Origin of the sequence: Acinetobacter sp. RW6 (assembly GCF_041956835.1) — a bacterium.
GTDB classification, from domain to species: Bacteria; Pseudomonadota; Gammaproteobacteria; order Pseudomonadales; family Moraxellaceae; genus Acinetobacter; species Acinetobacter calcoaceticus.
Window position 1 is genome coordinate 2,413,776 of sequence record NZ_CP167121.1, and the last position, 25,568, is coordinate 2,439,343.

The 25,568-nt window shown below is 40.9% G+C and carries 26 protein-coding genes and 1 pseudogene; 7 read left to right on the plus strand and 20 right to left on the minus strand.

Features of this window, described 5'->3' with window-relative positions; genetic code table 11:
- Positions 1 to 4: 4 nt before the first annotated feature.
- Positions 5 to 209 (plus strand): annotated as a pseudogene (locus ACB088_RS11440) (amino acid transport protein).
- 9 nt (positions 210 to 218) lie between these two features.
- Here ACB088_RS11440 and ACB088_RS11445 read toward each other — a convergent pair.
- A complete protein-coding gene (locus ACB088_RS11445; protein ID WP_375037014.1) occupies positions 219 to 665 on the minus strand; it encodes a hypothetical protein in 447 nt (148 codons plus the stop codon).
- 195 nt (positions 666 to 860) lie between these two features.
- Between ACB088_RS11445 and ACB088_RS11450 the strand changes: the two genes are divergently transcribed.
- On the plus strand, positions 861 to 2,006 hold the full coding sequence (locus tag ACB088_RS11450; protein ID WP_375037015.1) for an aldose epimerase family protein: 1,146 nt from the start codon (positions 861 to 863) through the stop codon (positions 2,004 to 2,006).
- A 68-nt stretch (positions 2,007 to 2,074) separates the two neighbouring features.
- Here ACB088_RS11450 and ACB088_RS11455 read toward each other — a convergent pair whose 3' ends face one another.
- A complete protein-coding gene (locus ACB088_RS11455; RefSeq protein WP_309952607.1) occupies positions 2,075 to 3,295 on the minus strand; it encodes an MFS transporter in 1,221 nt (406 codons plus the stop codon).
- Positions 3,296 to 3,400: 105 nt separating this feature from the next.
- On the opposite strand from ACB088_RS11455, the gene ACB088_RS11460 reads away from it, so the two are divergent.
- Complete coding sequence (locus ACB088_RS11460; RefSeq protein WP_133746587.1) at positions 3,401 to 4,189, plus strand: helix-turn-helix domain-containing protein; 789 nt, start codon at positions 3,401 to 3,403, stop codon at positions 4,187 to 4,189.
- On the opposite strand, the gene ACB088_RS11465 is transcribed toward ACB088_RS11460, so the two are convergent.
- On the minus strand, positions 4,156 to 5,478 hold the full coding sequence (locus ACB088_RS11465) for a glutaminase (protein ID WP_092707611.1): 1,323 nt from the start codon (positions 5,476 to 5,478) through the stop codon (positions 4,156 to 4,158). The genes ACB088_RS11460 and ACB088_RS11465 overlap by 34 nt on opposite strands.
- A 177-nt stretch (positions 5,479 to 5,655) precedes the next feature.
- Positions 5,656 to 6,138, minus strand: coding sequence for a peptide deformylase (gene def / locus ACB088_RS11470; RefSeq protein ID WP_003653096.1), 483 nt, complete (start codon positions 6,136 to 6,138; stop codon positions 5,656 to 5,658).
- Positions 6,139 to 6,376: 238 nt separating this feature from the next.
- Between def and ACB088_RS11475 the strand changes: the two genes are divergently transcribed.
- Positions 6,377 to 7,675 (plus strand): MFS transporter, encoded by a 1,299-nt coding sequence (locus ACB088_RS11475; RefSeq protein ID WP_375037016.1) that lies wholly within the window; start codon positions 6,377 to 6,379, stop codon positions 7,673 to 7,675.
- Between the two features lie 61 nt (positions 7,676 to 7,736).
- Here the strand turns inward: ACB088_RS11475 and ACB088_RS11480 are convergent, their stop codons facing one another.
- The 14 genes from ACB088_RS11480 to ACB088_RS11545 form a co-directional block, all read right to left on the minus strand.
- A complete protein-coding gene (locus tag ACB088_RS11480; RefSeq protein ID WP_375037017.1) occupies positions 7,737 to 8,933 on the minus strand; it encodes a hypothetical protein in 1,197 nt (398 codons plus the stop codon).
- A 155-nt stretch (positions 8,934 to 9,088) separates the two neighbouring features.
- Entirely contained in the window at positions 9,089 to 10,729 is a 1,641-nt protein-coding gene (locus tag ACB088_RS11485) for a thiamine pyrophosphate-binding protein (protein ID WP_375037018.1), read from the minus strand.
- Between the two features lie 38 nt (positions 10,730 to 10,767).
- The gene (locus ACB088_RS11490; protein WP_375037019.1) at positions 10,768 to 12,234 is read right to left on the minus strand and encodes an aldehyde dehydrogenase; all 1,467 of its coding nucleotides are present in this window, start codon (positions 12,232 to 12,234) and stop codon (positions 10,768 to 10,770) included.
- Positions 12,235 to 12,247: 13 nt separating this feature from the next.
- Positions 12,248 to 13,039 (minus strand): aspartate dehydrogenase, encoded by a 792-nt coding sequence (locus tag ACB088_RS11495; protein WP_375037020.1) that lies wholly within the window; start codon positions 13,037 to 13,039, stop codon positions 12,248 to 12,250.
- Positions 13,040 to 13,054: 15 nt separating this feature from the next.
- On the minus strand, positions 13,055 to 13,849 hold the full coding sequence (locus ACB088_RS11500) for an SDR family oxidoreductase (protein WP_003653108.1): 795 nt from the start codon (positions 13,847 to 13,849) through the stop codon (positions 13,055 to 13,057).
- Between the two features lie 15 nt (positions 13,850 to 13,864).
- The gene (locus ACB088_RS11505) at positions 13,865 to 14,689 is read right to left on the minus strand and encodes an alpha/beta fold hydrolase (protein WP_375037021.1); all 825 of its coding nucleotides are present in this window, start codon (positions 14,687 to 14,689) and stop codon (positions 13,865 to 13,867) included.
- Positions 14,690 to 14,725: 36 nt separating this feature from the next.
- Positions 14,726 to 15,247, minus strand: a complete 522-nt coding sequence (locus tag ACB088_RS11510; protein WP_017391724.1) for a cupin domain-containing protein — start codon at positions 15,245 to 15,247, stop codon at positions 14,726 to 14,728.
- 23 nt (positions 15,248 to 15,270) lie between these two features.
- Positions 15,271 to 16,494, minus strand: coding sequence for an MFS transporter (locus ACB088_RS11515; protein ID WP_375037022.1), 1,224 nt, complete (start codon positions 16,492 to 16,494; stop codon positions 15,271 to 15,273).
- Between the two features lie 42 nt (positions 16,495 to 16,536).
- On the minus strand, positions 16,537 to 17,748 hold the full coding sequence (locus tag ACB088_RS11520; protein ID WP_016138960.1) for an NAD(P)/FAD-dependent oxidoreductase: 1,212 nt from the start codon (positions 17,746 to 17,748) through the stop codon (positions 16,537 to 16,539).
- Between the two features lie 28 nt (positions 17,749 to 17,776).
- Complete coding sequence (locus ACB088_RS11525) at positions 17,777 to 18,706, minus strand: VOC family protein (RefSeq protein WP_375037023.1); 930 nt, start codon at positions 18,704 to 18,706, stop codon at positions 17,777 to 17,779.
- 11 nt (positions 18,707 to 18,717) lie between these two features.
- Positions 18,718 to 19,482: an SDR family oxidoreductase gene (locus tag ACB088_RS11530; RefSeq protein ID WP_375037024.1), complete on the minus strand. Its 765-nt coding sequence runs from the start codon at positions 19,480 to 19,482 to the stop codon at positions 18,718 to 18,720.
- On the minus strand, positions 19,475 to 20,542 hold the full coding sequence (locus ACB088_RS11535; RefSeq protein WP_375037025.1) for a Rieske 2Fe-2S domain-containing protein: 1,068 nt from the start codon (positions 20,540 to 20,542) through the stop codon (positions 19,475 to 19,477). Before ACB088_RS11535 ends, ACB088_RS11530 begins: the two co-directional genes overlap by 8 nt.
- A gap of 16 nt (positions 20,543 to 20,558) precedes the next feature.
- On the minus strand, positions 20,559 to 20,858 hold the full coding sequence (locus ACB088_RS11540; RefSeq protein WP_092707629.1) for a recombinase-like helix-turn-helix domain-containing protein: 300 nt from the start codon (positions 20,856 to 20,858) through the stop codon (positions 20,559 to 20,561).
- A 27-nt stretch (positions 20,859 to 20,885) separates the two neighbouring features.
- A complete protein-coding gene (locus tag ACB088_RS11545; RefSeq protein ID WP_003653126.1) occupies positions 20,886 to 21,191 on the minus strand; it encodes a non-heme iron oxygenase ferredoxin subunit in 306 nt (101 codons plus the stop codon).
- A gap of 273 nt (positions 21,192 to 21,464) precedes the next feature.
- Here ACB088_RS11545 and ACB088_RS11550 point away from each other — a divergent pair, with 273 nt between their 5' ends.
- Positions 21,465 to 22,277: an IclR family transcriptional regulator gene (locus tag ACB088_RS11550; protein ID WP_092707631.1), complete on the plus strand. Its 813-nt coding sequence runs from the start codon at positions 21,465 to 21,467 to the stop codon at positions 22,275 to 22,277.
- 45 nt (positions 22,278 to 22,322) lie between these two features.
- On the opposite strand, the gene ACB088_RS11555 is transcribed toward ACB088_RS11550, so the two are convergent.
- Together ACB088_RS11555 and pnuC are read right to left on the minus strand one after the other, a co-directional pair.
- Positions 22,323 to 22,622, minus strand: coding sequence for a hypothetical protein (locus tag ACB088_RS11555; protein WP_375037026.1), 300 nt, complete (start codon positions 22,620 to 22,622; stop codon positions 22,323 to 22,325).
- A 14-nt stretch (positions 22,623 to 22,636) separates the two neighbouring features.
- Entirely contained in the window at positions 22,637 to 23,218 is a 582-nt protein-coding gene (pnuC, locus tag ACB088_RS11560) for a nicotinamide riboside transporter PnuC (protein ID WP_311086303.1), read from the minus strand.
- 400 nt (positions 23,219 to 23,618) lie between these two features.
- Between pnuC and ACB088_RS11565 the strand changes: the two genes are divergently transcribed.
- Positions 23,619 to 24,563: a DMT family transporter gene (locus ACB088_RS11565; protein ID WP_375037027.1), complete on the plus strand. Its 945-nt coding sequence runs from the start codon at positions 23,619 to 23,621 to the stop codon at positions 24,561 to 24,563.
- A gap of 196 nt (positions 24,564 to 24,759) precedes the next feature.
- A complete protein-coding gene (locus ACB088_RS11570; RefSeq protein WP_375037028.1) occupies positions 24,760 to 25,548 on the plus strand; it encodes a crotonase/enoyl-CoA hydratase family protein in 789 nt (262 codons plus the stop codon).
- Positions 25,549 to 25,568 lie beyond the last annotated feature (20 nt).

Sequence of the window (25,568 nt, forward strand, 5' to 3'; positions counted from 1 at the left end):
CATCATGAACACTATCCAACTTTTTCTCAGCGTAATCTTTAGCTCCATTGGGCTCGGCTATTTTCTTTATCGTAAAAAAGCAAAAAATGACTGTGCCTTTTATTGTGGGTTTAATTTTAATGATTTTCCCTTATTTTATTGAAGGCAATGTCTTGCTTAGTGGCATTGGTACTCTACTATCCGTTATTCCCTATTTTTTACGATTTTAGAGTCACTTCTTAAATGATTTGAATCTGCTCAACTCTTAAGTGATGCATCATCTCTCGAACAAATACAAAGTAGGTAAAAATATAAAGCTGATCTGGAGCCACTTGGTTTGTGTAATAACTCAACCGCTTAATAAAATCATTAAAAGCATGCTCAAGTTCAATACGGCTTAGTTGTTTTTTAGCACTAAAAAGCAAATCACTCAGTTGTATCATGGCTGCATCAGACGTAACAGCTACGCCACTTATATTTAGATTTCTTAAGGGCTGAGACTCTATAATTTCTTCAATAAAATAAATCATCTTCTCGATAGCAAGCTCATCAATCACACCATGGCTAATACTTTTTGAATCAACAAAACCTAAGCCCTGCTCAATTTGAATGTGCTGGCTTCCTATGTCAAACGAGAGACCATTGAGACCAAGTGAAAATTTTAAAATCGAGTCGGGATGAGTCATAAAAATAGCTTACCGTTGAATTTTTATAAAAAGGTTAATTTATTTATAACCTTAAATTGTCTCAGTTTGTTCAATACTTAGAATTAACAAGGCTAATCATCATTAACACAATATATAATAAAAAACCTCTTTAAAAAGATGAAAAATCAATCTTATATTCATCAAGATTCAACCATTACAAAATAGAGTATAAACATGAAAAAATTAGTAATTTTAAGTTTTACGATCTATAGCTTTGCACAAATTGCAAATGCTGCAACCTTAAATGTAAAACCATATGGTACGACTCAAGACGGTCAAAAAGTTGATCTATACACCATGAGCAACAACAAAGGAGTCTCTGTATCTTTTATTAGTTTTGGTGGTGTAATTACACAGATTTTAACTCCCGATGCACAAGGTAAACAAAATAATATCGTTTTGGGTTTCGATGATCTAAAAGGCTATGAAGTCACTGATACCAAGGCAGGCATTCATTTTGGCGGATTGATTGGTCGTTATGCGAATCGTATTGGCAATGCTAAATTTAGCTTAGAAGGAAAAACTTATAACCTCGAAAAAAATAATGGACCGAATTCATTACATAGCGGTAATCCTGGTTTTGATAAACGTGTTTGGCAAGTTAAGCCCCTCGTTTCTAAAGGTGAAACCGTCAAAGCTTCTCTTAAGTTAACCAGCCCAAATGGTGATCAAGGTTTTCCAGGGAAATTAGATGTGGAAGTGATCTATAGTCTTTCAGATCAAAATGAATTCCAGATTGAATATAAGGCCAAAACTGATCAACCGACCGTCGTCAATCTCACCAACCACAGTTATTTCAACTTGTCAGGTGCTGGAAATACCCCTTATGGCGTACTCGATCATGTGGTACAGCTCAATGCAGACCGTATATTGGTAACCGATCAAAATTCGTTACCAACAGGGGAAATTGCTTCAGTTACTGGTACACCTTTTGATTTTCGGACTCCTAAGGCCATTGTGAAAGATATTCGAGCGAATAATCAGCAATTGGCTTATGGATATGGCTATGACCAAACTTGGGTGCTTAATCAAAAGTCTCAAGGGAAATTAAATCTTGCTGCTCATGTTGTTGATCCAAAATCTAAACGAACAATGCAGGTTTTAACCACTGAGCCAAGCGTTCAAATGTATACGGCGAATCATTTATTAGGAAATGTTGCTGGTGCAAACGGCGTACTTTATCGACAAGCAGATGCTCTAGCATTAGAGACACAGCATTTTCCAGACAGCCCCAATCAACCGACTTTCCCATCTACACGTTTGAACCCAAATCAAATGTATAACAGTGTCACCGTATTTAAATTTGGTATTCAAAAATAGTCTTTTTAATTGGAATTATATTTATCTAAAAAAGACTCTCAGCTGAATATGACTGAGAGTCTTTTCATTTATTTAACCTTTGTGTTCGGTAAAAATGCGGTTGCAAACCCAAGTAATGGTAATAATGAACACAATCCAAATACCCATTCAATACCATTAACATCAGCTAAATGCCCTAACCCCGCTGCGGCAATACCACTTACCCCAAACATTAAGCCAAACATTAAACCTGCAATCATCCCCACACGACCCGGAACAGCTTCTTGTGCGTAAACTACCATTGCAGCAAAGGCAGACGACAACACCAAACCAGTAATAATCGATAAGACTGTTGTCCAAAACAAGTTTGCATACGGCATCATTAATGCAAATGGAGCCATACCCACAAATGAAACCCAGATAACAGCTTTACGACCAATCTTGTCACCAATTGGGCCACCTGCAAATGTACCTAAAGCAACAGCTGCCAAAAACGCAAACAAATGCAACTGAGCGGTCTGGATACTGATATGGAACTTTTGAATTAAGTAAAAAGTAAAGTAGTTACTAATGCTGGCAATGTAGGTAAATTTAGCGAACATCAACACACTAATCGTGCTCAAGGCAATAATGAGCTTACGACCATGTAATTTACTCTGTGATTGGTTTACACGTGTAGCTACCTGATTTTTTGCATGACCAATCGTCCAACGGCTTACACCAAATAAAACCCAAATGGCTAAAAGTGCAAATATCACTAAACCTGCAACTGCATGCTGTCCAAACGGTACAATCAGCAAAGCTGCTAACAATGGACCAATGGCAGTACCTGTGTTTCCACCTACCTGAAAAGTCGACTGAGCCGTACCGAAGCGCCCGCCCGATGCCATTCGGGCCACACGTGAAGCTTCAGGGTGAAAAGTTGCAGAACCTACCCCAATCAGCGCGGATGCACATAACAACACAGTAAAGCTTGGTGAAAATGCCAACAAGATAATGCCAGAAAATGTGACGACCATTCCGAGTGGTAGAAGATAAGGTTTTGGATGTTTATCGGTATAAAGTCCAATCCAAGGCTGTAGCAGTGAACCTGTAATTTGGTATACAAACGAAATCAGGCCAACTTGAGCAAAACTCAGCGAGAAGTTTGCTTTGAGCATTGGATAGATAGCTGGTAACACGGCCTGAATTAAATCATTCAGTAAATGTGCAACCGCCACGGCACCTACAATTTTAATAATCATTCCTTGAGGCTGATCATTTGCAACGGTATTGGCAATACCATCTTTCAATTGTATTGAAGACGTCATACCTGAAAAACTCCAATATTTTAAGTAAGGTGCTTATTGTAAATTGTCGCTTATAAAGTTATCTTCCAATAATCATCGTATAAGTGACAATTTTTAGGATAGATTATGTCCGATTCTCTTATTCAGTCTGATTTGTCTGAACTTGTGATTGGGCTATCTTCCGAGCATGCCTACCGAGAAATCACCCCGACTCATACGCATACCCGCGCTCAGTTTTTATATGCGTCTACAGGAAACATTCAGGTGTTTACACCAAATAATGTCTGGATTGTGCCGCCCATGTGTGCGTTATGGATTCCTGCCCATGTCGAGCATAGTGTCATTTCACTGAGTCACGTTAAGTTAAATACAGCATTGGTTGAAGTAAATGCTGCTGCTTTAATGGGGCAACATTGCTTCATTATTCGGGTGAGCAACCTGTTGCATGAACTTTTGATTCGTTTAAACGAAATTGAACAAGAGGAGACTCCAAATATTGTCACCTCTCAAGAGCTTTCTCGTTCTTTACAAATTTTGATTTTTGAAGAAATTCATCGAGCCAATTTGTTGCCTATCCAAATTCCATGGCCAAAAGACAAACGATTATTAAAAATTTGCCAAGCGTTATTACACGCGCCTAATCACTCAAAAGATTTAACAGATTGGGCCGATGATATTGGTGCGAGTTCGAGAACCCTAATGCGTATGTTCCAAAAAGAAACTGGACTGTCTTATCGGGCATGGGTACAGCAAATGCATATCGCACTTGCCTTGAGTAAAATCGCGAATGGTGAATCTATTGCACAAATTTCCGAGTCACTGGGGTATACCAACCCCAGTGCATTCAGTGCGATGTTTAAACGACATCTCGGAAAAACACCTCAACAATTTAGAAGTGCCGCGATGTCGTTATAAGTCTTTTTTTTTGCAGGTAGGTCATGCTTTTCGAGCAAATCATCGAAATCATGATAGACATGAAGTTCTCGATCTTTGCCGGTTCTCGCATGATCTAATCGCTGTTCAGGATCAACCAAAACGAGTGTATGACCATCATCAATCAGACGATCTACACCTTCTAAGAACATACGCTTACCCACCTCATGGATAAGTGAAATCTGGGTCAAATCAATCACGATTGTGCTTTGGTCAGTTGTTTCGTCTTGTAAAATACGCAACAACATTTCAGCTTCAGTAAATTTCAATACACCCCGAAGCACATACACACTTAATGATGCATCTTTTCCTGTACGGTAATGGCTTTGTACAATGGTTTGTGCAGAAGGTGTACCTTCCATGAGATGTAATCCCATATCGCGGGACAACCGCTCTAAAATATCGATTCCTCGAACACTATGACCATGTTCATCTAAGCGAGGAGAAAAAGCAGCAATACTGACCTGACCCGGCAGTACTCCTAATATACCGCCTGCTACACCACTTTTAGCTGGAATACCTACAGTTGAAAGCCAGTCACCTGCGGCATCATACATACCACAACTCATCATTACACTGAGTACTTGTCTCACTACAGATCGGTTTAATAAACGCTTTCCAGTTTTAGGGTCAACTCCACCATTGGCAAGTACACTGCCCATACGTACCAGATCTTTAACCGTCACCATAATCGCACATTGGCGAATATAGCCATTCACAATATCGACAGGGTCAGTTTCCAAAATTCCGACAGTTCGCAACATATAACCGATCGAAAGATTACGATAGGCAGTTTTGACTTCCGAATCATAGACAGACTCATCAAAACTTAATTCGCGACCAGCAAGCTCGCTCATAAAACGGCGTAGAATTTCTGCACTATGTAGACCATGTTTGACCTGAATCAATGAATGTACAGTAATTGCGCCAGAGTTGATCATCGGGTTTTTCGGACGACCATCTTTACCCAATGAAATTTCATTGAAAGCTTCCCCTGAAGGCTCCACCCCTACTTTAGCGAGTACCGCATCAATGCCAAGCTGTTGTAAAACATAAGCATATACAAACGGTTTAGAAATTGACTGTATGGTGAATTCAGTATCATCATCGCCGATCGAATAAATTTCACCATCTACCGTAGACATTGCCAAAGCCAATCGGTCTGGATTTGCATTTGCCAACTCTGGAATATAGTCAGCTAGATGCCCGCTATTATCTACCTCACAGGCTTCTATCACATTTGCCAAATAATCTGGGAGAGGGGTTTTCATGGTCCGTAACCTTAAATGAGGAGATTTGCGCTTTAGAGCAATTTTTCAGCACAACCTGCTGATAATATTAAAATTATACTTTTTGAATGAATTAAAAATCACGATATAAGTATTGTAATTCCGTTGACTTCTTTATTTCAAGCTCATTATACGTTTTTCAAAACTTTAAACAGAAGATTAGATTATTCTTTCTACAAATAACACTCCATTTAAATGATCGACTTCATGTTGAACAATACGAGCAGGAAAACCGTGAAAAATCGTTTCAACGAATTCACCCTGAAGTGTTGAATATTTAACCTTTACCATTTCTGCACGTTCGACTTGTCCACGTTCATCTGGCACGCTTAAGCAGCCTTCTTCACCTAAGAGGGTTTCACTCGAAAACTCTAAAATTTCAGGATTCACCATCACCACCGCATCCATTTCAGGTGCATCGGGATAGCGCGGGTTTGGTCGAGAAGCCACAATAATGACTCGTTTAGAGATATAGACTTGAGGTGCAGCAATTCCTACACCATTGCGTTCAAGCATAGTGGCATGCATAGCGGCTGCAAGCCCATAAAGCCAATCACTGTTCAGCTCACTAGATGAGACAGGTGCAGCAATCAGTTTTAAAATGTCTTCACCGCGCTTAGCTACAGGTAAAACTACACTCATCCCTTGAATCTCTTATTAAACTAGTTATTACTGGTTTTATTGTGTCGCTGAACGGCTCAAAAGAAAAGCCATTCCTACATCTGTTTTTGTTTAATCTAAAGCGTTTTTAGTTTTAAACCATTTTGTCTTTTCTTGGTTAGCCCAATCTATAGTCATCTATAGCACAAATTTCCTCCATTTACTTTTACTTCACTTTTCCATTAATATCCAAGCTTCGATTACAACAATTAAGTAAAAAATGGATCAAGAATTAACGTTGCAGGATGCGAACTATCTGAATAAAGAAGATAAACGAACCCTCGCCCTTTCTTCACTCGGTGGCGCTTTAGAGTTTTACGATTTTGTGATTTATGTGTTCTACGCCAAAATCATTTCCGACCTCTTTTTCCCAAGTACGCTTAGTCCATTTTGGGCCATGCTCAATACTTATGGAATTTTTGCAGCAGGTTACTTTTTTAGGCCGTTAGGTGGAGTTGTGATGGCCCATTTTGGCGATCTAGTTGGGCGAAAAAAACTATTTTCGCTTTCTATTTTATTGATGGCTCTGCCTACTCTGTTTATCGGGATTTTGCCTACTTTTGAAAATATTGGTTATTTGGCGCCGCTGCTTTTATTACTCATGCGTGTGGTGCAAGGTATTGCAATTGGGGGTGAAATTCCCGCCGCTTGGACATTTGTGTCTGAACACGTTCCCGAAAGAAAAATTGGACTGGCAAATGGTTTATTAACTGCCGGACTGTCTTTAGGAATTTTACTAGGTGCGCTCATGTCACTATGGATTTCACTGAATTTTAGTGAAGGACAGATTCACGACTGGGCTTGGCGTATACCTTTTATTACAGGTGGTATTTTTGGTCTGGTCGCACTTTATTTACGGACCTATTTAAAAGAAACACCTGTGTTTAAAGCCATGCAGGCACGTAAAGAAATTTCAAAAGAAATGCCGGTTAAACAAGTGTTAACGACCCATAAAACAGCCGTTGTTATTGGGATGTTATTTACGTGGTTTTTAACAGGCTGTGTGGTGGTGGTGATTTTAGCCATGCCAAATTTATTGATTGGTTCATTTGGTTTTGAACGTACTCAGACTTTTGAAATGCAAAGCGCAGCTATTGTCATGCAAATGGTTGGCTGTATTTTGGCTGGTTATTTTGCTGACCGTTTTGGCTGTGGCAAAGTTATGATGGTCGGTGCGCTTGCAGTGGCACTCACAGCAGCAGTTTTTTATAACAGTTTAGGCCACGCCGCACATTCAACCATTTTTGGCTTATATATGCTGTTGGGTCTTTGCTCAGGGACTGTTGGCATGGTATCGAGTAGCATGGTTAAAATGTTCCCTGCACCTGTTCGCTTCTCGGGCATTTCATTTTCTTATAATTTATCTTATGCAATTGTGGGCGGTATGACATTGCCACTGGTGCATTGGCTCAGTCAATATAGTGATATCGGTGCAATGTATTATATTTTTGCGCTGACCATTTTAGCCTTTTTGACTGCGTTTGTATTTTGGAATAAGTTTGAAAAAAATAGATATTAAAAGCTTTAACTTATGAAATAAAAAACCACGCCCATTGCGTGGTTTTTTATGGCAGTTCACTTTAAAAAGTAAACCCAATATTAAAGTTAATTCGATATAGCCATTTATCACTGTTTGGCGAAGTGGCAGAGGTATACCCTGTTGAGTTGGTCGCTCCACCAATAATATTTGAGTTTTTACCCCACGTATAATCTGCCCAAACCATAAATGGCGAAGCAATAAACATCATACCTGTAGTGTTCATTTGTGAATCTGACCAATCATCACGTTTTTTATCGAGATAACTATAGTCATTATAAAACTTAACAGCTTTTAGCTTGCCCATATTGGTCACAGGTAAAGTGTAGGCAAGGTTTAAACTGGCAATCGTTCCTTCCGAAGCGATGAAATAGGCAGGTGTAAAGCCGTTATTGCCCATTAAGGTCATATCACTATTTACACCGTCCGGATTTTTAGCATCGTATTGATAGTGAATAACCGAGCTTTGTAAGTTAAAACGCTTGTAGTTGTTGTCGGTATGCAAACCAACCGCATAATACTTGCCATCTTTATCGGTGACTTTATTATGTAACTGAGCAATCGCACCAGACACACCAACCTCTTGCTTACCAAAATCAGTTTCTAGCTTGCGCACAATGCGGGTATTAAACTGATTACGCTTTTCATTCTGGTAGGCCTTTTGAGATGGAAAAGCATTTCCTGCCAAGTCATCATAAGTTGCACTTTCAGGCGAATAACGCAGATTGGTCTCTAGCATTTGCGGGTAATAACCAAGTTTTATATCCCAATCTTTGTCGTGATAATTCCAGTTAAGCCCCGGTGCAATATTGTTACCATAACCTAAAAAGAATGGAATGTGATAAGTCCAGCCATTTTGCGGATATGGATAAATGTTAAATGGTTTATAGACCAGACCTGCTTCAATGCTGTTGTTGGCATCAAGGTTATAGCCGACATATGCTTTTTCAATCGAGGTTTTCTGTTGGTCTTGGAACAGATAGCTCGCATTGATGTATGCATCATCAAACTTACCTTTTAGATCTACCCTAAAAATATCAAAATAGAGCTTACCAAAACCACGGTTTGGCCCTTCCCAATCTTCATAACGCTGATTTAACCGTACCACCCCACCTAACTTTAACGAGTCAGTTCCATCATCACTTTTCCATTCAAGTAATGAATCTTTTGCAAACGCACTTGCACTCATCCCCATAGCGAGTGGTGTAATGAATGCCATGATTAATGAAGTCTTTTTCATCTCTACATCCTTGATTGAGTTCCAGCATCCTGCTGGAACTTTACTTGTTTTACCTGTAAAACTTCGTTTTTATTGTTTTTTAGATAAAAAAATATATCTAAAAAAAGGATGGCTTAGCAGCTCCCATCGCATATGTACTAAGCCATCCAAACTGGTTAATACAGTTTCTTTTGCGGTGGACCCGCAAAGTTTAATGGTCCAATCGAGTTCATATCGAGCTCAATGACCGTTGGTCCTTCAAATGCAACCGCCTCTTGAATGACAGTTTTAAACTCATCTGCACTACCGACTTTCCAGCTCTTCACACCCATCGATTCGCCAAGAAGTTTGTAGTCTGGTGTATGCAATTCATTGAAATACTGACGACCACCAAAGTAGTTATTTTGAATGCCACGCATTACGCCATAACCACCGTCATTCATAATCATTAAGACCATGTTGGTGTTTTCTTGAACCATGGTTGCAATTTCACCAATGCCAAGCATTAAGCCGCCATCACCGACCAAACCAATCACTTTTTTGTCAGGGTTAGCAACCGAAGCGCCGATTGCCGTTGCAAGACCTAAACCAATTGCACCAGCGAGTGAGTGAATGTTTTGGTTCGGTGCTTGTACTGGGAATAAGCGACTGCCCCATGTACTACCTGACATGGTGATGTCACGTACAAAAATACCGTCTTGAGGTAAAGCTGTACGCAAGTGATCACAAATTAAAGCGTATTGGTCGATTTGCTTACGCAATGCATCAATCGCAGCTTGTTTAGCAGCAACTACAGCAGCATCGTAGTCGCTATCAACTTTTGAAGTTCCTTGAAGCTCTGACAACACACGTGTTAAGACATCTTTGGCATCGCCACAAATGAAGTTGCGGATTTTATAATTACGTTGTTGAGCCACTGGATTAGCATCTACCTGAATAATGTTTTCAGGGAACTCAACCGAATAAGTTTTGGTTTCATTACTACGTAAACGAGAACCCAATACAACCATTAAGTCAGCATCTTTTAATAACTGCTCAACCGCTGCCGAGTTGTGGAATGCACCTAAACTACGTGGATGATCATCTGCCAATACGCCACGACCGTGTGTAGATGACACAACTGGAATACCTAAATCTGCAATTGCTTTAACTTCAGCAACACTATTTAAAGTTCCACCACCAATCCAGAAAATCGGACGTTTTGCTTTTTTGATTTCACTGACAAGAAGATCAATTTCAGCTTGATCCGCTTGTGGCAATTGCAATGCTTTAACTGGCCCAAGGTTAAGTGGTAAATCAATTTCTGCCGCTTGTACATCAATTGGTAGTTCAACACTTACTGGTCCCATTGGAACTGTTGTTGCCACACGGATGGCTTCACGAATCACACCAACAGCATTATCTGGACTAGTAATGCGAAATGCTGCTTTGCTTGACGCACGTAAAAACGTAAGTTGGTCTTTGGTTTCATGAATGAAACTTGCATCACGGTCGAGATATTCGCGTTCAACCTGACCTGTTAAATGCAATACAGGGCTACCCGCATTCATCGCTTCAATCAGTGAACCCACCGCATTACCAGCGCCAGCACCAGTACTGGTCAGTGCTACACCCAAGCCTTTAAAGCGTGAGTGTGCATCTGCCATAGTTACCGCACCCGCTTCACCGCGGGCTGCCACAAAGCGCATTTTTTCACGGCGTCCTACTGCGTCAGCAATAGGTAAATTGTGGATGGAAATAACACCATAAATACTGTCAACTTGGTGCGCTTCTAAAACTCTTGCGATTGCTTCGCCTACATTTACACGTTCAGTCATGTCTGTTCCTCAAAATTTGTTTTCAGTCCTTGAATCTATTATTCGCACCAAGGGTTAGGCTGTTCATTCAGCCCCATATAAATACTCTTTTGCTGCATATACGATAAAATGCCCAAACGGCCTTTTTCGCGCCCAATACCACTGTCTTTAAAGCCACCAAACGGCGCACTAATCGAGAACTTTTTGTAGGTATTAATCCACACTGTTCCCACTTCTAACACACGGGCAATACGCCAAGCTTTACGGTAGCTTTCAGTCCAGATGCCTGCTGCAAGACCAAAACAACTGTCATTGGCTTGAGCAATCAAATCTTGTTCGTTGTCATATTTCATGACGACTAAAACAGGGCCAAAAATCTCTTCCTGACAGGTTTGGGCACTATTACTTAAACCCGTAATAATGGTGGGTAAGTAATAGCTTCCTTTGGCATAGTCACCAGTCGTTAATGCTTCGCCACCAACCAAAACTTGACCACCTTCGCTTTTAGCAAGCTGTACATAGCGGTCAACTGACTGCAAATGTTTGTCATTTACGAGTGGCCCTAAATGCACACCAGCCTGTTCCGGATGGCCCACACGTAAGCCTTTGGTAATTTCAACCAGACGCGTTAAAAACTGATCGTAAAGACTACTATGAATAAATAAGCGAGAACCTGCGATACACGCTTGACCTGCCGAACTAAAAATACCGTAAGCTACGCCTTTGGCAGCCAGTTCTACATCGGCATCCGGTAAAACGATTGTTGGTGACTTGCCACCTAGCTCAAGCGACGTGGTAATAAGTTTTTCCGCTGCAATATGAGCCAAATGACGACCTGTGGTTGTTCCACCCGTAAAAGAGATTTTACGAACCAACGGATGTTGAGCAATTGCATCACCAATCACTGAACCTCGACCAACCAACACACTGAGTAAGCCTTTAGGTAAGCCTGCTTCTTCAAAAATTTTGGCAAGCTCTAAAGCAATGAGTGAAGTTGCTTCTGCTGGTTTTAACACCACTGCATTTCCTGCTGCCAAAGCTGGAGCAAGCTTTTGAACTTCACTCGCAATTGGAGAGTTCCAAGGCGTAATTGCTGCCACAACGCCTACAGGTTCATGAACGCTCATGGTCATAAAGTCTGGAGCGCGTTGAGTGGTGAGCTCATCATTTAGCGTTTCACACGCCGCTGCAACATAACGTGCTGTCGCCGCAGCGCTCATCACCAAACCACGTGTTTCGGTTAAAGGCTTACCGTTATCGCGTGTTTGTAGTTTTGCCAATTCATCTACACGCGCTTCGATAATGTCTGCAACTTTGTAGAGAATACGTGCGCGCTCATGCGGCAAGCTGTTTCTCCAGTTGGGTTGACGCCAAGCTTGATCAGCCTTTTCAATCGCTTCATTCACATCTTCAAGCGTTGCCGTTGAAATCTCAGCGTTTACCGACTGATCTGCCGGAAACAGGCTTTGAATGACTGCACCACGGCCCAAACGCCATTCACCTGCAATATAAATTTCCTTTGCCATGATCAAATCCTTCTTAAATCTGTATTGCTTCTACACTGTTGCGACAAGCACGAATCACGCTAAGCGCAGCCAAAGTTGATGTTTTCGGGTTACTTGCTAACGGCACACCAACCAATTCAATGGTCATTTGCCCAAAGCCACCTTCTGCCACGATGGTGTGCTTATTTTTATTGATCATTGGATCAACGGTTAATTCGACCATGGTTTCGTCCATTCCAAGCCCAGCAAGTGCAATCGTTGCTGCGACGTTGGCGTTTGCTGGAAACTTCATCGCAGCTTCACGAGCAGTTCCGGTAAAAAAAACCGTAGCTTCAGTCACATGATCTAGATCGACCAATTGTTCTGCATAACTCCCTTTCCAGCTTTTTGGGCTTTTACAGCCTTTATAAGTGACTTTTTGTAAGCCACCTTCTTTGGCTGCTGAAATACCGTCAATGCCAGCAATGGCACCTGCGAGTAAATGCAGATGGGCATTATTTTCTTCAGCTGTTTGTTTGAGCTGAATCAGAAAATCACTATCAGCCAAAGTTCCAACTGAAATCAGGCCTATAGTCCAGCCTTTCGCTAAAACCTTTTGAGCATGCTCTTTCACTGCTGCTTGACCTGCCACCTCAATGACATAGTCTGGCGCACCATCACATTGCTCAATATCTGAAATCACCTGAATCTCTGAAGACACTTGTGATTGAACCTTTTCAACGCTACGAGACGGCACGACAATCCATTTCAGTTGTAAATCTTGAGGCAAATGTGCATGCACTTCTGCTGCCATTGCGCCAAAACCAATCATCATCAACTTTTTCATGACAGCACCTGATATTTATAAATGTTTATTAAAACCACCTGAGACATCGAGTGCCGCACCTGTGGTGTACGATGCCAATGGAGATGCCAAGAAAACTAAAGCACGGGCTGGTTCTTCAGGACGGCCTAAACGCTGCATTGGAATTCCGCGGTTTTTAGCAATATTGCCTGTCCATTCTTCCCATGACTGGTTTAAGTCTGAGCGAGTTTCATAACGGCGTTTCCACTGCGCGGATTCGACCATTCCGAGTAAAATCGAGTTCACACGAACACCATACTGAGTAAACTCGTGAGCCAAAGAATGTGTCAGATTCAACAACGCCGCTCGTGCTGATGAAGTGGCAATCATGTGTGGCTCTGGTTGTAACGCCAGTAAAGAGTTCACATTGGTAATCGATGCGTTTGCAGAGTGTTTTAAATCTTCAAGAAAAGCCCGAACTGGATGTAAAACACTGAAATACTTCAGCTCAATTTCTTTCATCCAGTCTTCATCTTGCGTATTTTCAAAATTTGAAACGCGGCCTTGTCCAGCATTGTTAATGAGCATATCCACATTGCCTAAATTGAGTTTTACGTCTTTGGCAAATTGTTGAACTTCTTCTTTTTTCAACACATTACATGCTTTGGTAAAAATATTGGCATGCGGATATTTCTCTAAAATATAGAGTTTTGAAGCATTCAAGCGTTCTTCATCGCGACCACACCAAGCTACTTTTGCACCCTCTGCAACCAGTATTTCAACAGCAGCCAGCCCAATCCCAGAGGAGCCACCCGTAACAACTGCAACTTTTCCTTCAACTTGGAAGCTCATAATCCTTAATCTCTCTTACGATTGTTCCTGAATCGTCAACATAATTTGGTTAAATGCTTGCGGTTGGTCGACATAACTTAGATGTCCTGCATCTTGGATGATGTAGTGCTGTTCCAACTGCAATTCCTGAGCAAGCTCTTGTATACCTAACGCAGGAGTGATTTGATCTTGCTGCCCTGCAATCACTGTGCATGGGACTTGTAAATCTGTTAAATAATTACGTATTTCGTCATATGCGAGTAAGTACGATGCATGTGTGAATCCCTGTAGGGTCAACTGTTGCATCACCTCTGAAACTAAAGCCAAGGCTTGTGGTTCTTGTTTATAAATCAAATGAGGCCCACGGCTTTCAGCCATTCCTTTAGCGCCTAACTCTTTCAACATTTTTGGTCTTTTTTCAAAAACCTGAATTTGGGTTTGTTCATCGTGGCGTTGGTAGCCTTGAGCCAAATTGGCGATCACCAAATGCTCTACTCGCTCTGGGTAAAGTGCAGCAAATGCACTCGCTTGTAAGGCACCTAATGAGTGGCCAACAACAATTGCTTTTTCAATTTTTAAAACTTCAAACAGCGCTGCCAAACGCTTTGCATAATCGGTAGCATTCGGCTGATCAGTTAAAAGTTCATCTGATTTGCCATAGCCCGGTGCATCCCAGGCAATGACATGAAAATGATGAGACAGCACTTCAAGTTGGTTCACCCAAGAAGCAGAACCTGAACTAATGCCATGTAACAGCACGAGGTATTCGCCCTGACCGGCTTCTCGATATGCTTGTTGCTGGCCTTGCACAGTCACGGTTTTCACCGGAAATTCTGCTAACTTTTCAATGAGTGTCATCATTTTTATTCCTTTCCCTTAACTCACATCATCAAACGATTAACGTTTGATTTGAGACAATGGGTGCTCTGGTGGATAGTTTGGAATTGTTGGTTTACCTGTTCCTAACATTACACACATCAAGGCATCTTCTTGACCTGGGTTAAATAGACCACGGTAGATGCCCGGTGGAATTGAAATCAGATCACGCTCTTTTAAACGGGTTTCGAATTTTTCGCCGTTGTGCTCAATGAACAAATCAATTTCGCCGCGGAGCATAAAGAAAACTTCTTCAACGTCGTGGTGAATGTGCAAAGGACCTTCACACTGAGGTGGCAACACCATGGTCGAAAACGTAAAGTTTTCTGCTGGTACAGTGTTACCGTCATTTGCAACACCTGTTGCGCCTGTACCCATATAACGCATTTGAGCACGGCGATATTTCGGGTCGTAATCGGCTTGGAACTTCAAAGCATCAAAGTCATATTTACGAGTTTCAAAGCGAGCAATACGCGTGTTTAACCAATCTTCTAAAGAAGAATTTTCTGGTTGTGCCCACGATTCGAATTGTTGTGTAGTCATTTTTTAAACTCCTATACAGTGAATTAATAACGTTTTAATAAAGGAACCAAGAAAAATGACCCGATGACAGCGACAGCAGCCAAGAAGGTAATTCCCAAATTAAAACTATGTGTTTGCATCACGATGTAACCGATAAGTACAGGTGCAATTGCACTTGCAAAATTACCCAAACCATTAAATATTCCGCCCGCAGTCGCCCCTACATTTGAGGTAGTTACTTTTGCAAGAAGAGCAAATACAGCGGCCACTCCAAAACCCCAAGCCATCGCACTTAAAGACATCGCTGCAATAATCAATAATGGCTCGGTCATGATGACCATCACATACATGAAAATGCCTGCGAGTAATAAGCCGCTAAAGACTTGAATTGCACGGCGACCCAACTTGTCAGATAAAAACGCGCCGATGATTTCGCCAATTAACATGGCAATGAATGGAAAGCTTGAATACATCCCAAATTCTTTGAGGTTGAAGCCTTTGTCTTGCATTAAGTAAGAAGGAACCCAGCTATTTAAGCCCCATAAATAAGTCATCAATGCAATGTTAAAAAGACAAACCAACCAAAATGCTTTATTGCTCAAAAGTATCTTGGTATTAGCAATATGGCCTTTGAAATTGGTACGTTTGCTCTCGCCCTCAATTTCGACAGTTTTCTTGAGTTGCAAATTACGCAAACCGAAAACAATGCTGAAAATAGCGATTAGCGTTAACCCAGCCATCACAAAAAAAGTGGTGTGCCAGTCATGGTGTGCTAAAACATTTGCCGTGATTGGGAACCCAAGGAATGCACCAATCGGTGTTCCAAGTAAGAACATGGTTGAAGCACGTGCTTGCTGACGGTCTGTATATGTCTGTTTTACAATGGTATAAGCCAAGGCAAACAACGGACCTTCTGCCAAACCTAACAGCACACGTAAAATCAACATGCCTGAATAACTGGTGGTGAACCCCATGCAAAACATGAGTAAACCCCATGAAGTTACACTCCAAAACAGCATTTTCTTCGGGTTAAAAATGTCGCCCAAAAAGCTTAGAAAAACTGATGAAAAACCATAAGCAAGTAAGAAACTTGTCATGAGCCATCCCAGCTTGGCCTTATCTTCAGCAATTCCCATTGCACTTTGGAAATGAGGATCTGAAAATAAAACCGCAATACTAATCTTGTCGAAAAATGCCAGTACCACACACACCATAAGGACAAAAGCAGGTACCCAATGCTTTAATCCACTTTTTTCTTCATTACTCATGTGTCATTCCTTCGATTTGGTAATGAGGACCAGATTTAATGTTTACGGTTTTAACTTCATGACATTAAATTCAGAATCTTCTAACAGTTTTGGGTCTAAAACAGTGTTGGCTTGCATCCAACGTTTTGCCAGTTTGACCAGTTTAGAATCATTAATGGCAATCATGTTGAGCAAACGATTTTCATGGTCCAGATATAGATAACTCACCTGATCTTCACCGCCTTGGCGAATCACCAACTCTTTCGTTTTTTCAGGTTGATACGTACCTAATATCTGGATATTAAAGTGGTATTGATCAGACCATAACCATGGAATATCGGTATATTCAGTTTCAATACCCAGCATCGACTTCGCTGCGGCAATTGCCTGATTTTGTGCATTTGCCCAAGACTGAATGCAATAGCCCAAACCCGGATGAATCGCGACATCACCTGCGGCATAAATGTGTTGATCTGAGGTTTGTCCAAAGCAGTTCACCACAATGCCATCTTTCACATCGAGACCAGCGTGTACACCGAGCTCTTTAGCGATTTCAGCACCCGCACCCACCACCACACAGTCAAACAACTGACTATTTTGTGGATGGTTTACCACTTCAACTTTCTGATGAGGTGCTTCAACCAGATGAAGGCTCTTGCTGTCTAAATGAATTTTTGTGCCTTGGGTTTCATGCATATTTTTTAAAAATGCAGAGACTTCAGGACTCACGCTTCTTGCACACAAGCGGTCACCATATTCAAAAATATGAACGTCTTTACCTTGCTTACGCGCAGTTGCCGCAATTTCAAGACCAATCCAGCCACCGCCAATCACAGCGACATTCTTTGCATGCTTTAAAATTTCGGCCAAGCGTTCACAGTCATGCACATTACGTAAGGTCACAACATTTGGAATGAACTGCCATGTATTGACTGGTACACGAGCACGGCTTCCAGTTGCAATCAGTAACTTGTCATACGGCAAAACCTGACCACTTTCTAAATGAACCTGTTTTTGTTCACGATCGACTTTTGTTGCAATTTCCGGTTTGTGCCATTGAACGTTGAACTCTTGAACCTGTTCAGGAGAGAACAAATTCAAACTTTCATAAGTTGCTTCTTTTGAAAGTACTTGCTTAGACAGTGGCGGACGCTCATAAAACACTTGATCTTCATTTGAAACCACGTGAATTTCGCCCACATAACCATTTTGGCGTAGTGTGCTTACTGCCCAACCCGCTGCCTGTCCGGCACCTACAATTACGATCTTTTCCATAGCCATCTTCCTTGTAAAGCAATACCTGTTAAACAGGCTTCACCTGACGGCGGGTTGTGTCATCAAGACCACCTTCAATCGCCCATTCGGTGAAAAGCTCTAGACGATGTTCTTCTACACGTGGCTGCCATTCTTCTGTCAAATAATCATCGTTGGTGTAATATTCAAATGCACCACCCAATGGTGAGTTGACGTACCAAAAATAAGCTGAAGAAATTGGGTGACGTCCCGGTCCAATAAAGGTTGACCATTCCGAACGATTCATATTTAAACCGCCCCCAATCACCTCATGGATATCACGTACGACAAACGCAACGTGATTTAAGCCAGCAGGTTTATTTGGAACACTAAGCAAGAATAAATCATGGTGATAACCTTTACCGCGGCAACGTAAGAATGCACCACGATTTTTGTAGGCATCAGACAAATGAAATCCTACTTTTTCAATATAGAAATTTTCAGTTGCTGCTAAATCTGGTGTGAAGAACACGACATGTCCAATCGCAACAGGTTGACCTTTTTCATAGACAGGACTTGCCGCATTCACACGTTGAATATTGCCGTATTGGTTAATGCCTTCCGTTTTAAGTTCTTGAACATCTTTCACAAAACTTTGTTCAAAACGAATGGTCATACCATTTGGGTCAAAGCACTGAACTGTATTTTCAGAACGCTTAAAACCATTTACATCGACTAGGCGGCCTGCCAAGTCTTCAAGGTCTTGAGCATGATCAACCCCCCACGTGACTTCACGTAAAGTTGAACCTTGCTCAATCGCAGGTGGTAGACGGTCATCATCACAATTAAATAGATAAATCTTGCTACCGTTTTGAGTCTGATATAAATCAGTGCCTTCAATATCAGAAGCACTTTGGTTTAAACCAAAATCTGCTAAAAACTTGTTTGAAGCGGCTCTATCTTCAACTCCAAACTTTAAAATCTCGATCCCTGTAATCATTTGACTACTCCTTAGTTAAAGACAAAACCGCCATTGACCGGAATATTTTGACCTGTCACAAAAGAGGACAAATCCGACAGTAGATACAATGCTGTTCCATTTAAATCTTGTGGAAGTTGCTGACGCTGAATCGCTCTTCCGTTGACATATAAATCGTGACGTTCCTGCGGTACATATTCGGTTGCTTCAACCAACGTCAGACCTGGAGACAATGTGTTGACGCAGATATTGAACGGCCCCAACTCTCTTGCCATTGAACGTGTCATGGCAAAAATTGCACCTTTACTTGCCACATAAGCCATTAGGTTTGGTGCGCCCCACAAAGCAGTATCTGATGCAACATTCACAATCTTGCCAGCAGCCGACTGCTTTAAGTGTGGAACACATGCCTTGCTGATCAGCCATGTGCCTTTTACATTAATATTCATGACCCGATCCCAAAGTTCAGGATCATAATCAATCATATTTTTTCCACCTACATTGGTTGCAAGCGCTGCACAGTTCACAAGGCCATCTAACCCTTTTAACAGCTCAACACTTTTTGCTACCGCATTTTCAATCGAGGTCGCATCGGCAAGGTCAACGGTGACCGCATGAACATGAAGCCCTTGCTTCTGTAAGTTCTGTGCTTCTTGTTGCACTAAGTCAGATAAAATATCTGCCATTACAACTTCAGCACCAGCTTCAGCAATCGCTTGAGCGAAATCTCGCCCTAAACCACGTGCAGCACCAGTCACTAAAACTTTTTTGCCTTGCAGCAACGCTACATTAGCCATGAGCTTCTTCCTGCATCTCGATACGGTTTGATGCATTTAGTACAGCAATTTTCTTTAATTGCTTTTCAGCTTCTTTCTTCATTAAACGGCGTAAACGTGCGAGACCAACATCGTGTTGATATAAGAATTCTCTTTCACGCGCATTTGGTGCAAGGTTTTCTAAAATAATGCGGTCTTGTTCCAACACATCCCAATGCAACTGCTCTAAGTGATTGCGATATAAGAAACGCCATACATTACGTTGCCAGCCACTTACCTTACGGCAGCGCCAGAAAAATACGCGGGTATTGTTGGCATCAATTGGCGTTGCATAACCCACGATCCAGAACTCGCCACCCGGACCAAATTGTTTACGGTACGGAATTGAAAGACGTAACCAACTTGCACCTGTCGAACCATATTCAACCCAGTCGAAGTTCACACCCGTTTGGCCTTCTTTTTCAAAAACAAAGCCATTATCAGTTGTACGGTGCTTCATCTCTGCGGTACGTTCACCGTCTGCCATAGAGTGTGAAGTACAGTGCAAATAGGTCCCGTGCATTGGGTCCATGACGTTATCAATTGCGTATTGATGGTTTACTTTCCAATCTGCTTGGCAAAGAAATGAACTCCACTCTTCGCTTGCAAGCTGCTCTGGGAACTCAAGCGGTTTTGGCTGTTCATTTGCATCGATACCAAACCAAATAAAAATTGCGCCATGCTGTTCACTCACTGGATAGCTTTTTAAGCATTTGGTTCCTGTCATTGGACATTCGTGAACGGCTGGTACATCTGCAACCACACCATCAGCACGAACTTCAACACCGTGATACCAACAAGCAATTCGATCACCTAAGTTCCAGCCTAACGAAAGACGAGCACCACGGTGCGGACAGCGGTCTTCAAGTGCGTGTACCTGACCTTCGGCATCACGCCAAACCACAATATTTTCACCCAAACGAGTAATTCCGACCGGATTGGCAGCCACTTCCCAACTTGCTAAAACCGGATGCCATTGATCACGTAAACCGAGTTCTAAATATTCTTCAGCGCTTTGTGAAGCTGATACGATTGCGTTCATTTTACTCTTCCTTGAATTAATAACCTAAACGTTGCATTTCTTCTGTAAAGCTCGCAGAAGTCCATTCATCACCAGATTCACAGCGGAAACCCTGCTGATTAAGTGCAGAAACAACGTCATCTAATGCGGTTGCGCCCGCAGAAAATGCCTGAATCAAGTTCTTTACAAAGTCTTGTTCGTAGACGGTTGGTTCTTTATAACGTGTTTGCCAAACCAACAATTCAGATTGACCAGGAATTTGAATATTGTTGATACCTGCTTCGGTTGCCGGCGTTGCATGAATCCAGCTTGCCAACTTTTCATTAAATGTCTTCATTGTTCTGCTTCCTTGTACATGAGAGGACTAGAGTTGAATTTGAATATCTTGTCCTTCAACACGAACTGGGTACGTACATAGGTTTCTACACCCGGGTCCACTTTTTAGCTCACCTGTCTGAATGTCAAAAATTGCTTCGTGCAATGGACATTCAACAGTTTGATCTTCGATAAATCCTTCGGTTAATAAGGCATATGCATGAGGGCAAACATTTTCAATCGCAAAGTAATTTTCATCGACGAAAAATACGCCAATTTTCTTCCCTTCAATTTCGATGGCTTTCGGCTCATCTTCGCTAACGTCACCCTGCTGACAAATTGAGATCCAACTCATACCTTGCGTCCTCATTTTGTTTTATATACAAAACATAATTTGATTTTCAAAACATAGGCTAAGCATAATACCCTTGATCATTTTTTGTCAAAGTAAAAATAAATAGGTAATTCATTGGTTTAATAAATTTTAAATATTTTGTTACGTTTCAAACAGGAAACAAAGTTTTAAATATAAAAATTGTTTTATGCATTTTTAACAATTACAATAGTTCTAAAATAAAGCAGCATGCCCCAAATTGAACCTTGTTTTATTTATAGGAAAATGACACGAATGAGCCTAACAATTGAAGAAGATTCGCAAGAATCAGAAACAACAAAAAATGATGATCGATATTTAGTACCCGGCCTTGTTCGGGGTTTAGCCATCTTGCAAGCATTTAACCAACAAGCACAAGAAATGACGATTACAGAAATCGCTGAAATTTTAGAAGTGAACCGTTCTAGTGCATTTCGTCTAATCTATACACTCGAATCTTGTGGCTATTTAAGAAAGGCTTCTCAAAAAACTTATGCACTTGATTCAAAAATAATGGAATTAGGTTTTAACAGTTTATCTAAACTTTCATTGCTCGATTTATCGACGCCTTTAATGAAAGAACTACGGGACCAAACCAAACTTGCTGTGCATCTTTCTATTTTAGAAGGTACACATATTGTCTTTGTAAATAATATTCAGTCGATGGGAACCTTCACGAGCAACATTAGCTTAGGCACACGTTGGCCAGCACACGCAACCGTGATTGGTCAAATGCTATTGTCTGATTTACCTGAAACTGAAGTACGTCAGCGTTACCGTAACTTTGATGATTGGGATAGTTTTTCTGAACTGACTCCAACCAATTTAAAAACCTTATTACAAAGATTAGTGTATGTAAAAACACAAAAAACGATGGTGAGCTGGGGTCATTATAATCATGATATGGCAGCCTGCGCGGCACCTATCTTTAAACAGTCAAATGGCAAAATGGTGGCGGTTATCTCTGTGAGTTGCCCAATTACCACCTATGACGAAAAAACGTTTAAAGAAGATATCGCAAGCCTAGTCGTTGAAACAGCAAACAAAATTTCAAAATTTATTTATTAAAAAAAGCGACGTTAAGTCGCTTTTTTTTGTATTTCATTTCGTAAATTAAAAATTACGCTTAAATACGTTCCCATTCATATCTTGAAAAATAAGTGCCGAATGATTTTCTTTAATATCAAACTTTAAATACTGCTGTTTAAATTGTACAACGGCATAAAACTCTTCAGCGCCATCATCTAACCCTGTAGCAGAAACCCGAGTGCCTTGTGGAAAATCCTTGAGCCATTCAGCATTATAAAAATCTGAGACTGAATTAAAATCTATATATTTTTCTGGCTCTGCCATTATTTTTGCGGCAATTTGATCAAACTGTTGCTGTTTATAACCATCTAAGCTCAACAACATGACCTTTCTCCAAACTAAATCGGCTCAGAAGATAAACTTTGTTTCTTTTTAACCTTTTCCCATTGATACCAGCCATAAGCGGCCATTAGAACAAAGGCTGCATACAAAGCGGCTGTTAAAAATAAATCTTTATAGATAAACATGCCTACATAAATAATATCAACGAACACCCAAAGTACCCAAGTTGCAATATGCTTGCGACTGGTCCAGTACGTTGCCAGTAAACTAAATGCTGCTAACTGCGAATCGAGCATTGGGACAGCTGCATCGGTAAAGTTTTTAAGAATCAAACCAAAGAGCAAGCCACCTACCGCAGCAATAATCATTTGAAAAATTGCTTTTTGAACTGCAATCGGTTCAATACGAATGTCGTGATCTTGCTGCTTTCCCTTGAACCAGTAGTAAAAACCATAAAAATTTACGACCATGAAAAAGAACTGCAAAATCGTTTCACCATAAAGCTTGAATTCGTAGAACAAATAAGCATATAAAACAAAGGCAAAGAAATTAAACAGCCAACACCACATGTTCCTAATAACAGTTAATCCAACTCCAATTAGGCTAATCAAGACTGCAAAAATTTCTAAAGGTGACATAAGAACAGCTTCTTATAGAGATCAATTCGACGAGGTATTATGAGAAAAATATCAGTTTAAGCAAACTGCTAATTTGAAATCAAAAAATCTATGGTTCATGCTTGAATATAATTTGTACTTTTCTATTTCTGTGTTATAAAAATATCATCTATATTTTAATATACTTATCATGTTTTTATCTAAAGCCCATCTATGTCTGGCTCACCAATTATATGCCTTAGAGGTCAATGTCTCTATGGCCGATTGGCGACGTCCTTACTTTGGACAATTTGGCGCTTCGGATGAGAAAATCAAGATATTCCATTTGTAATATACCTCCTGATTTTCATAACAAGCCGCCATAAACGCGGCTTTTTTTATGCCCTTTTAAAACACAACACCAAACTTTCTGGAGCTTTATATGAAGCCGTTATTTGAACAACAGAGTATTTCTACCCCGCAGACTCAGCCGGCTGTAGCACCATCTTTAACTCCAACTCGCCTCGCTACAGCCGGCCAATTTATTGCTGTCGTCATTATTTGGTCGCTTACTCCACTCGCGGCCGTCTGGACAGTACAAGAAATTCACTGGGCATGGGGATTATTTATTCGATTCAGTTTGGCAATTCCTATTGCTTTGCTCTGTCTACGATTTTTTCGTTTAAAACTTATCTTTAGTAAAAAAGCCATCTTAAGTTATTGTGCCGGAGCCATTGGTTTATTTGGTTCTATGGCCTTTTGCTATATGGGTGCAGATAAAGTCCCCTCTGCCATTATTTCAATTATTTACGGCACTTCTCCGTTAGTGTCCGGGCTTATTAGCTCTTTTTTATTAGGTCGTGAACGTTTTTCGGCATGGCAGTGGCTTGGGCTCGGTATCGCACTTGTCGGGATGAGCTTTACTTTAGGACTATCTTCATCAGGTTTTCAGCTCAACCGCATCGGTATTATGTTAGAGCTGATTGCGATGCTATTTTATGTATTGTCAACTTTTGCCGTAAAATCTGTCGGTGCGCATATTCCACCAATTACACAAATGACAGGTGCCACTCTTGTTTCATGGGTCGGTTATGTATGTCTATTACCTTTCTTTTGGTCACACCTTCCAACTGAATTCCCAAGCCTGAAAATTTCAATAGCAGTCTTCTATAGTGCTGTCTTTTCATCTGTGCTTGCCATGATTTTTTATTATCAACTCATTAAAGTCTTACAACCGACCACTGTGTTGCTCATTACCATTATCACCCCAGTTTTAGCTACATTTTGGGGAACATGGTTCAACCATGAACAGCTCAGCTCACATCTTATTTTAGGTTTAACGCTGTTATGCTTAGGATTACTGATGTATTCACGTCGTCCAACATAATATTTTATAACCTGATTGAGGCCACTCATCAGGTTATTCTGCACCCTCATATTTATATTGATCTTAAGAATAAAAGTTTAGCTTTATTTTAATTCTCCCTTCTATCTTTGTTTACGAAGTAGTCTATAAATTGTATTTGACAGTTTTCTAACGATCGTTTAAAAACTTATTAAAGACAAATAAAGGACATCACGACATGTCAAATCAAGAAGGAAAAGTTAGCCGTGAAACTCGCAGACATATTTTTTTAATTGGCCTAGATCGGGCAGCAAAACGTAATGCCTTTGATAGCCACCTGATTAAAGATTTATCACTAGCGCTCACCGAATATGAAAATAATGATGAGCTACGCTGCGCGGTTATCTTCGCTCATGGTGACCATTTTACTGCCGGTTTAGATCTCGTAGAGCTACAACCTAAACTTGCCACAGGTGTTTTTGATTTTAGTGATGAAGAAGTTAACCCTTGGGGCACCGTGGGTCGAAAACTGAGTAAACCTTTGATTGTTGCGGTACAAGGCTATTGTTATACCGCTGGTATTGAACTCTTTCTAAATGCAGACATTGCTTTAGCAAGTGAAAATACTCAGTTTGCCCAAATGGAAGTCCAACGCGGCATCTTACCTTTTGGTGGGGCAACAGCGCGGTTTACTCAAGCTGCAGGTTGGGCCAAAGCCATGCGCTATTTACTGACTGGCGACCCTTTTGATGCAAAAGCTGCCTTGGATATGAACCTAATTACAGAAATATGTCCTGAAGGTACAGAGCTCAACCGTGCAATAGAACTCGCTGAACATATCGCCCAAGCTGCACCGCTTGCTGTAAAAGCCACCCTTGCCTCTGCACGTGAAGCCATCAATGAAGGTTATCAAACTGCATTTAGCCAATTACAGAGTCATCTTCATCCCTTATTAAAAACTGAAGATGTACAAGAAGGAGTTTTTGCCATGTTGCAAAAAAGACCTCCTGTTTTTAAAGGTAAATAAGGCTTAATCAAGCAAGAAAA

What these genes read in the sequence shown, in the direction of transcription:
- ACB088_RS11445 (WP_375037014.1), bottom strand. Translation starts at nt 665, where the DNA reads ATGACTCATCCCGACTCGATTTTAAAATTTTCACTTGGTCTCAATGGT.
- ACB088_RS11450 (WP_375037015.1), top strand. Translation starts at nt 861, where the DNA reads ATGAAAAAATTAGTAATTTTAAGTTTTACGATCTATAGCTTTGCACAA.
- ACB088_RS11455 (WP_309952607.1), bottom strand. Translation starts at nt 3,295, where the DNA reads ATGACGTCTTCAATACAATTGAAAGATGGTATTGCCAATACCGTTGCA.
- ACB088_RS11460 (WP_133746587.1), top strand. Translation starts at nt 3,401, where the DNA reads ATGTCCGATTCTCTTATTCAGTCTGATTTGTCTGAACTTGTGATTGGG.
- ACB088_RS11465 (WP_092707611.1), bottom strand. Translation starts at nt 5,478, where the DNA reads ATGAAAACCCCTCTCCCAGATTATTTGGCAAATGTGATAGAAGCCTGT.
- def (WP_003653096.1), bottom strand. Translation starts at nt 6,138, where the DNA reads ATGAGTGTAGTTTTACCTGTAGCTAAGCGCGGTGAAGACATTTTAAAA.
- ACB088_RS11475 (WP_375037016.1), top strand. Translation starts at nt 6,377, where the DNA reads ATGGATCAAGAATTAACGTTGCAGGATGCGAACTATCTGAATAAAGAA.
- ACB088_RS11480 (WP_375037017.1), bottom strand. Translation starts at nt 8,933, where the DNA reads ATGAAAAAGACTTCATTAATCATGGCATTCATTACACCACTCGCTATG.
- ACB088_RS11485 (WP_375037018.1), bottom strand. Translation starts at nt 10,729, where the DNA reads ATGACTGAACGTGTAAATGTAGGCGAAGCAATCGCAAGAGTTTTAGAA.
- ACB088_RS11490 (WP_375037019.1), bottom strand. Translation starts at nt 12,234, where the DNA reads ATGGCAAAGGAAATTTATATTGCAGGTGAATGGCGTTTGGGCCGTGGT.
- ACB088_RS11495 (WP_375037020.1), bottom strand. Translation starts at nt 13,039, where the DNA reads ATGAAAAAGTTGATGATGATTGGTTTTGGCGCAATGGCAGCAGAAGTG.
- ACB088_RS11500 (WP_003653108.1), bottom strand. Translation starts at nt 13,849, where the DNA reads ATGAGCTTCCAAGTTGAAGGAAAAGTTGCAGTTGTTACGGGTGGCTCC.
- ACB088_RS11505 (WP_375037021.1), bottom strand. Translation starts at nt 14,689, where the DNA reads ATGATGACACTCATTGAAAAGTTAGCAGAATTTCCGGTGAAAACCGTG.
- ACB088_RS11510 (WP_017391724.1), bottom strand. Translation starts at nt 15,247, where the DNA reads ATGACTACACAACAATTCGAATCGTGGGCACAACCAGAAAATTCTTCT.
- ACB088_RS11515 (WP_375037022.1), bottom strand. Translation starts at nt 16,494, where the DNA reads ATGAGTAATGAAGAAAAAAGTGGATTAAAGCATTGGGTACCTGCTTTT.
- ACB088_RS11520 (WP_016138960.1), bottom strand. Translation starts at nt 17,748, where the DNA reads ATGGAAAAGATCGTAATTGTAGGTGCCGGACAGGCAGCGGGTTGGGCA.
- ACB088_RS11525 (WP_375037023.1), bottom strand. Translation starts at nt 18,706, where the DNA reads ATGATTACAGGGATCGAGATTTTAAAGTTTGGAGTTGAAGATAGAGCC.
- ACB088_RS11530 (WP_375037024.1), bottom strand. Translation starts at nt 19,482, where the DNA reads ATGGCTAATGTAGCGTTGCTGCAAGGCAAAAAAGTTTTAGTGACTGGT.
- ACB088_RS11535 (WP_375037025.1), bottom strand. Translation starts at nt 20,542, where the DNA reads ATGAACGCAATCGTATCAGCTTCACAAAGCGCTGAAGAATATTTAGAA.
- ACB088_RS11540 (WP_092707629.1), bottom strand. Translation starts at nt 20,858, where the DNA reads ATGAAGACATTTAATGAAAAGTTGGCAAGCTGGATTCATGCAACGCCG.
- ACB088_RS11545 (WP_003653126.1), bottom strand. Translation starts at nt 21,191, where the DNA reads ATGAGTTGGATCTCAATTTGTCAGCAGGGTGACGTTAGCGAAGATGAG.
- ACB088_RS11550 (WP_092707631.1), top strand. Translation starts at nt 21,465, where the DNA reads ATGAGCCTAACAATTGAAGAAGATTCGCAAGAATCAGAAACAACAAAA.
- ACB088_RS11555 (WP_375037026.1), bottom strand. Translation starts at nt 22,622, where the DNA reads ATGTTGTTGAGCTTAGATGGTTATAAACAGCAACAGTTTGATCAAATT.
- pnuC (WP_311086303.1), bottom strand. Translation starts at nt 23,218, where the DNA reads ATGTCACCTTTAGAAATTTTTGCAGTCTTGATTAGCCTAATTGGAGTT.
- ACB088_RS11565 (WP_375037027.1), top strand. Translation starts at nt 23,619, where the DNA reads ATGAAGCCGTTATTTGAACAACAGAGTATTTCTACCCCGCAGACTCAG.
- ACB088_RS11570 (WP_375037028.1), top strand. Translation starts at nt 24,760, where the DNA reads ATGTCAAATCAAGAAGGAAAAGTTAGCCGTGAAACTCGCAGACATATT.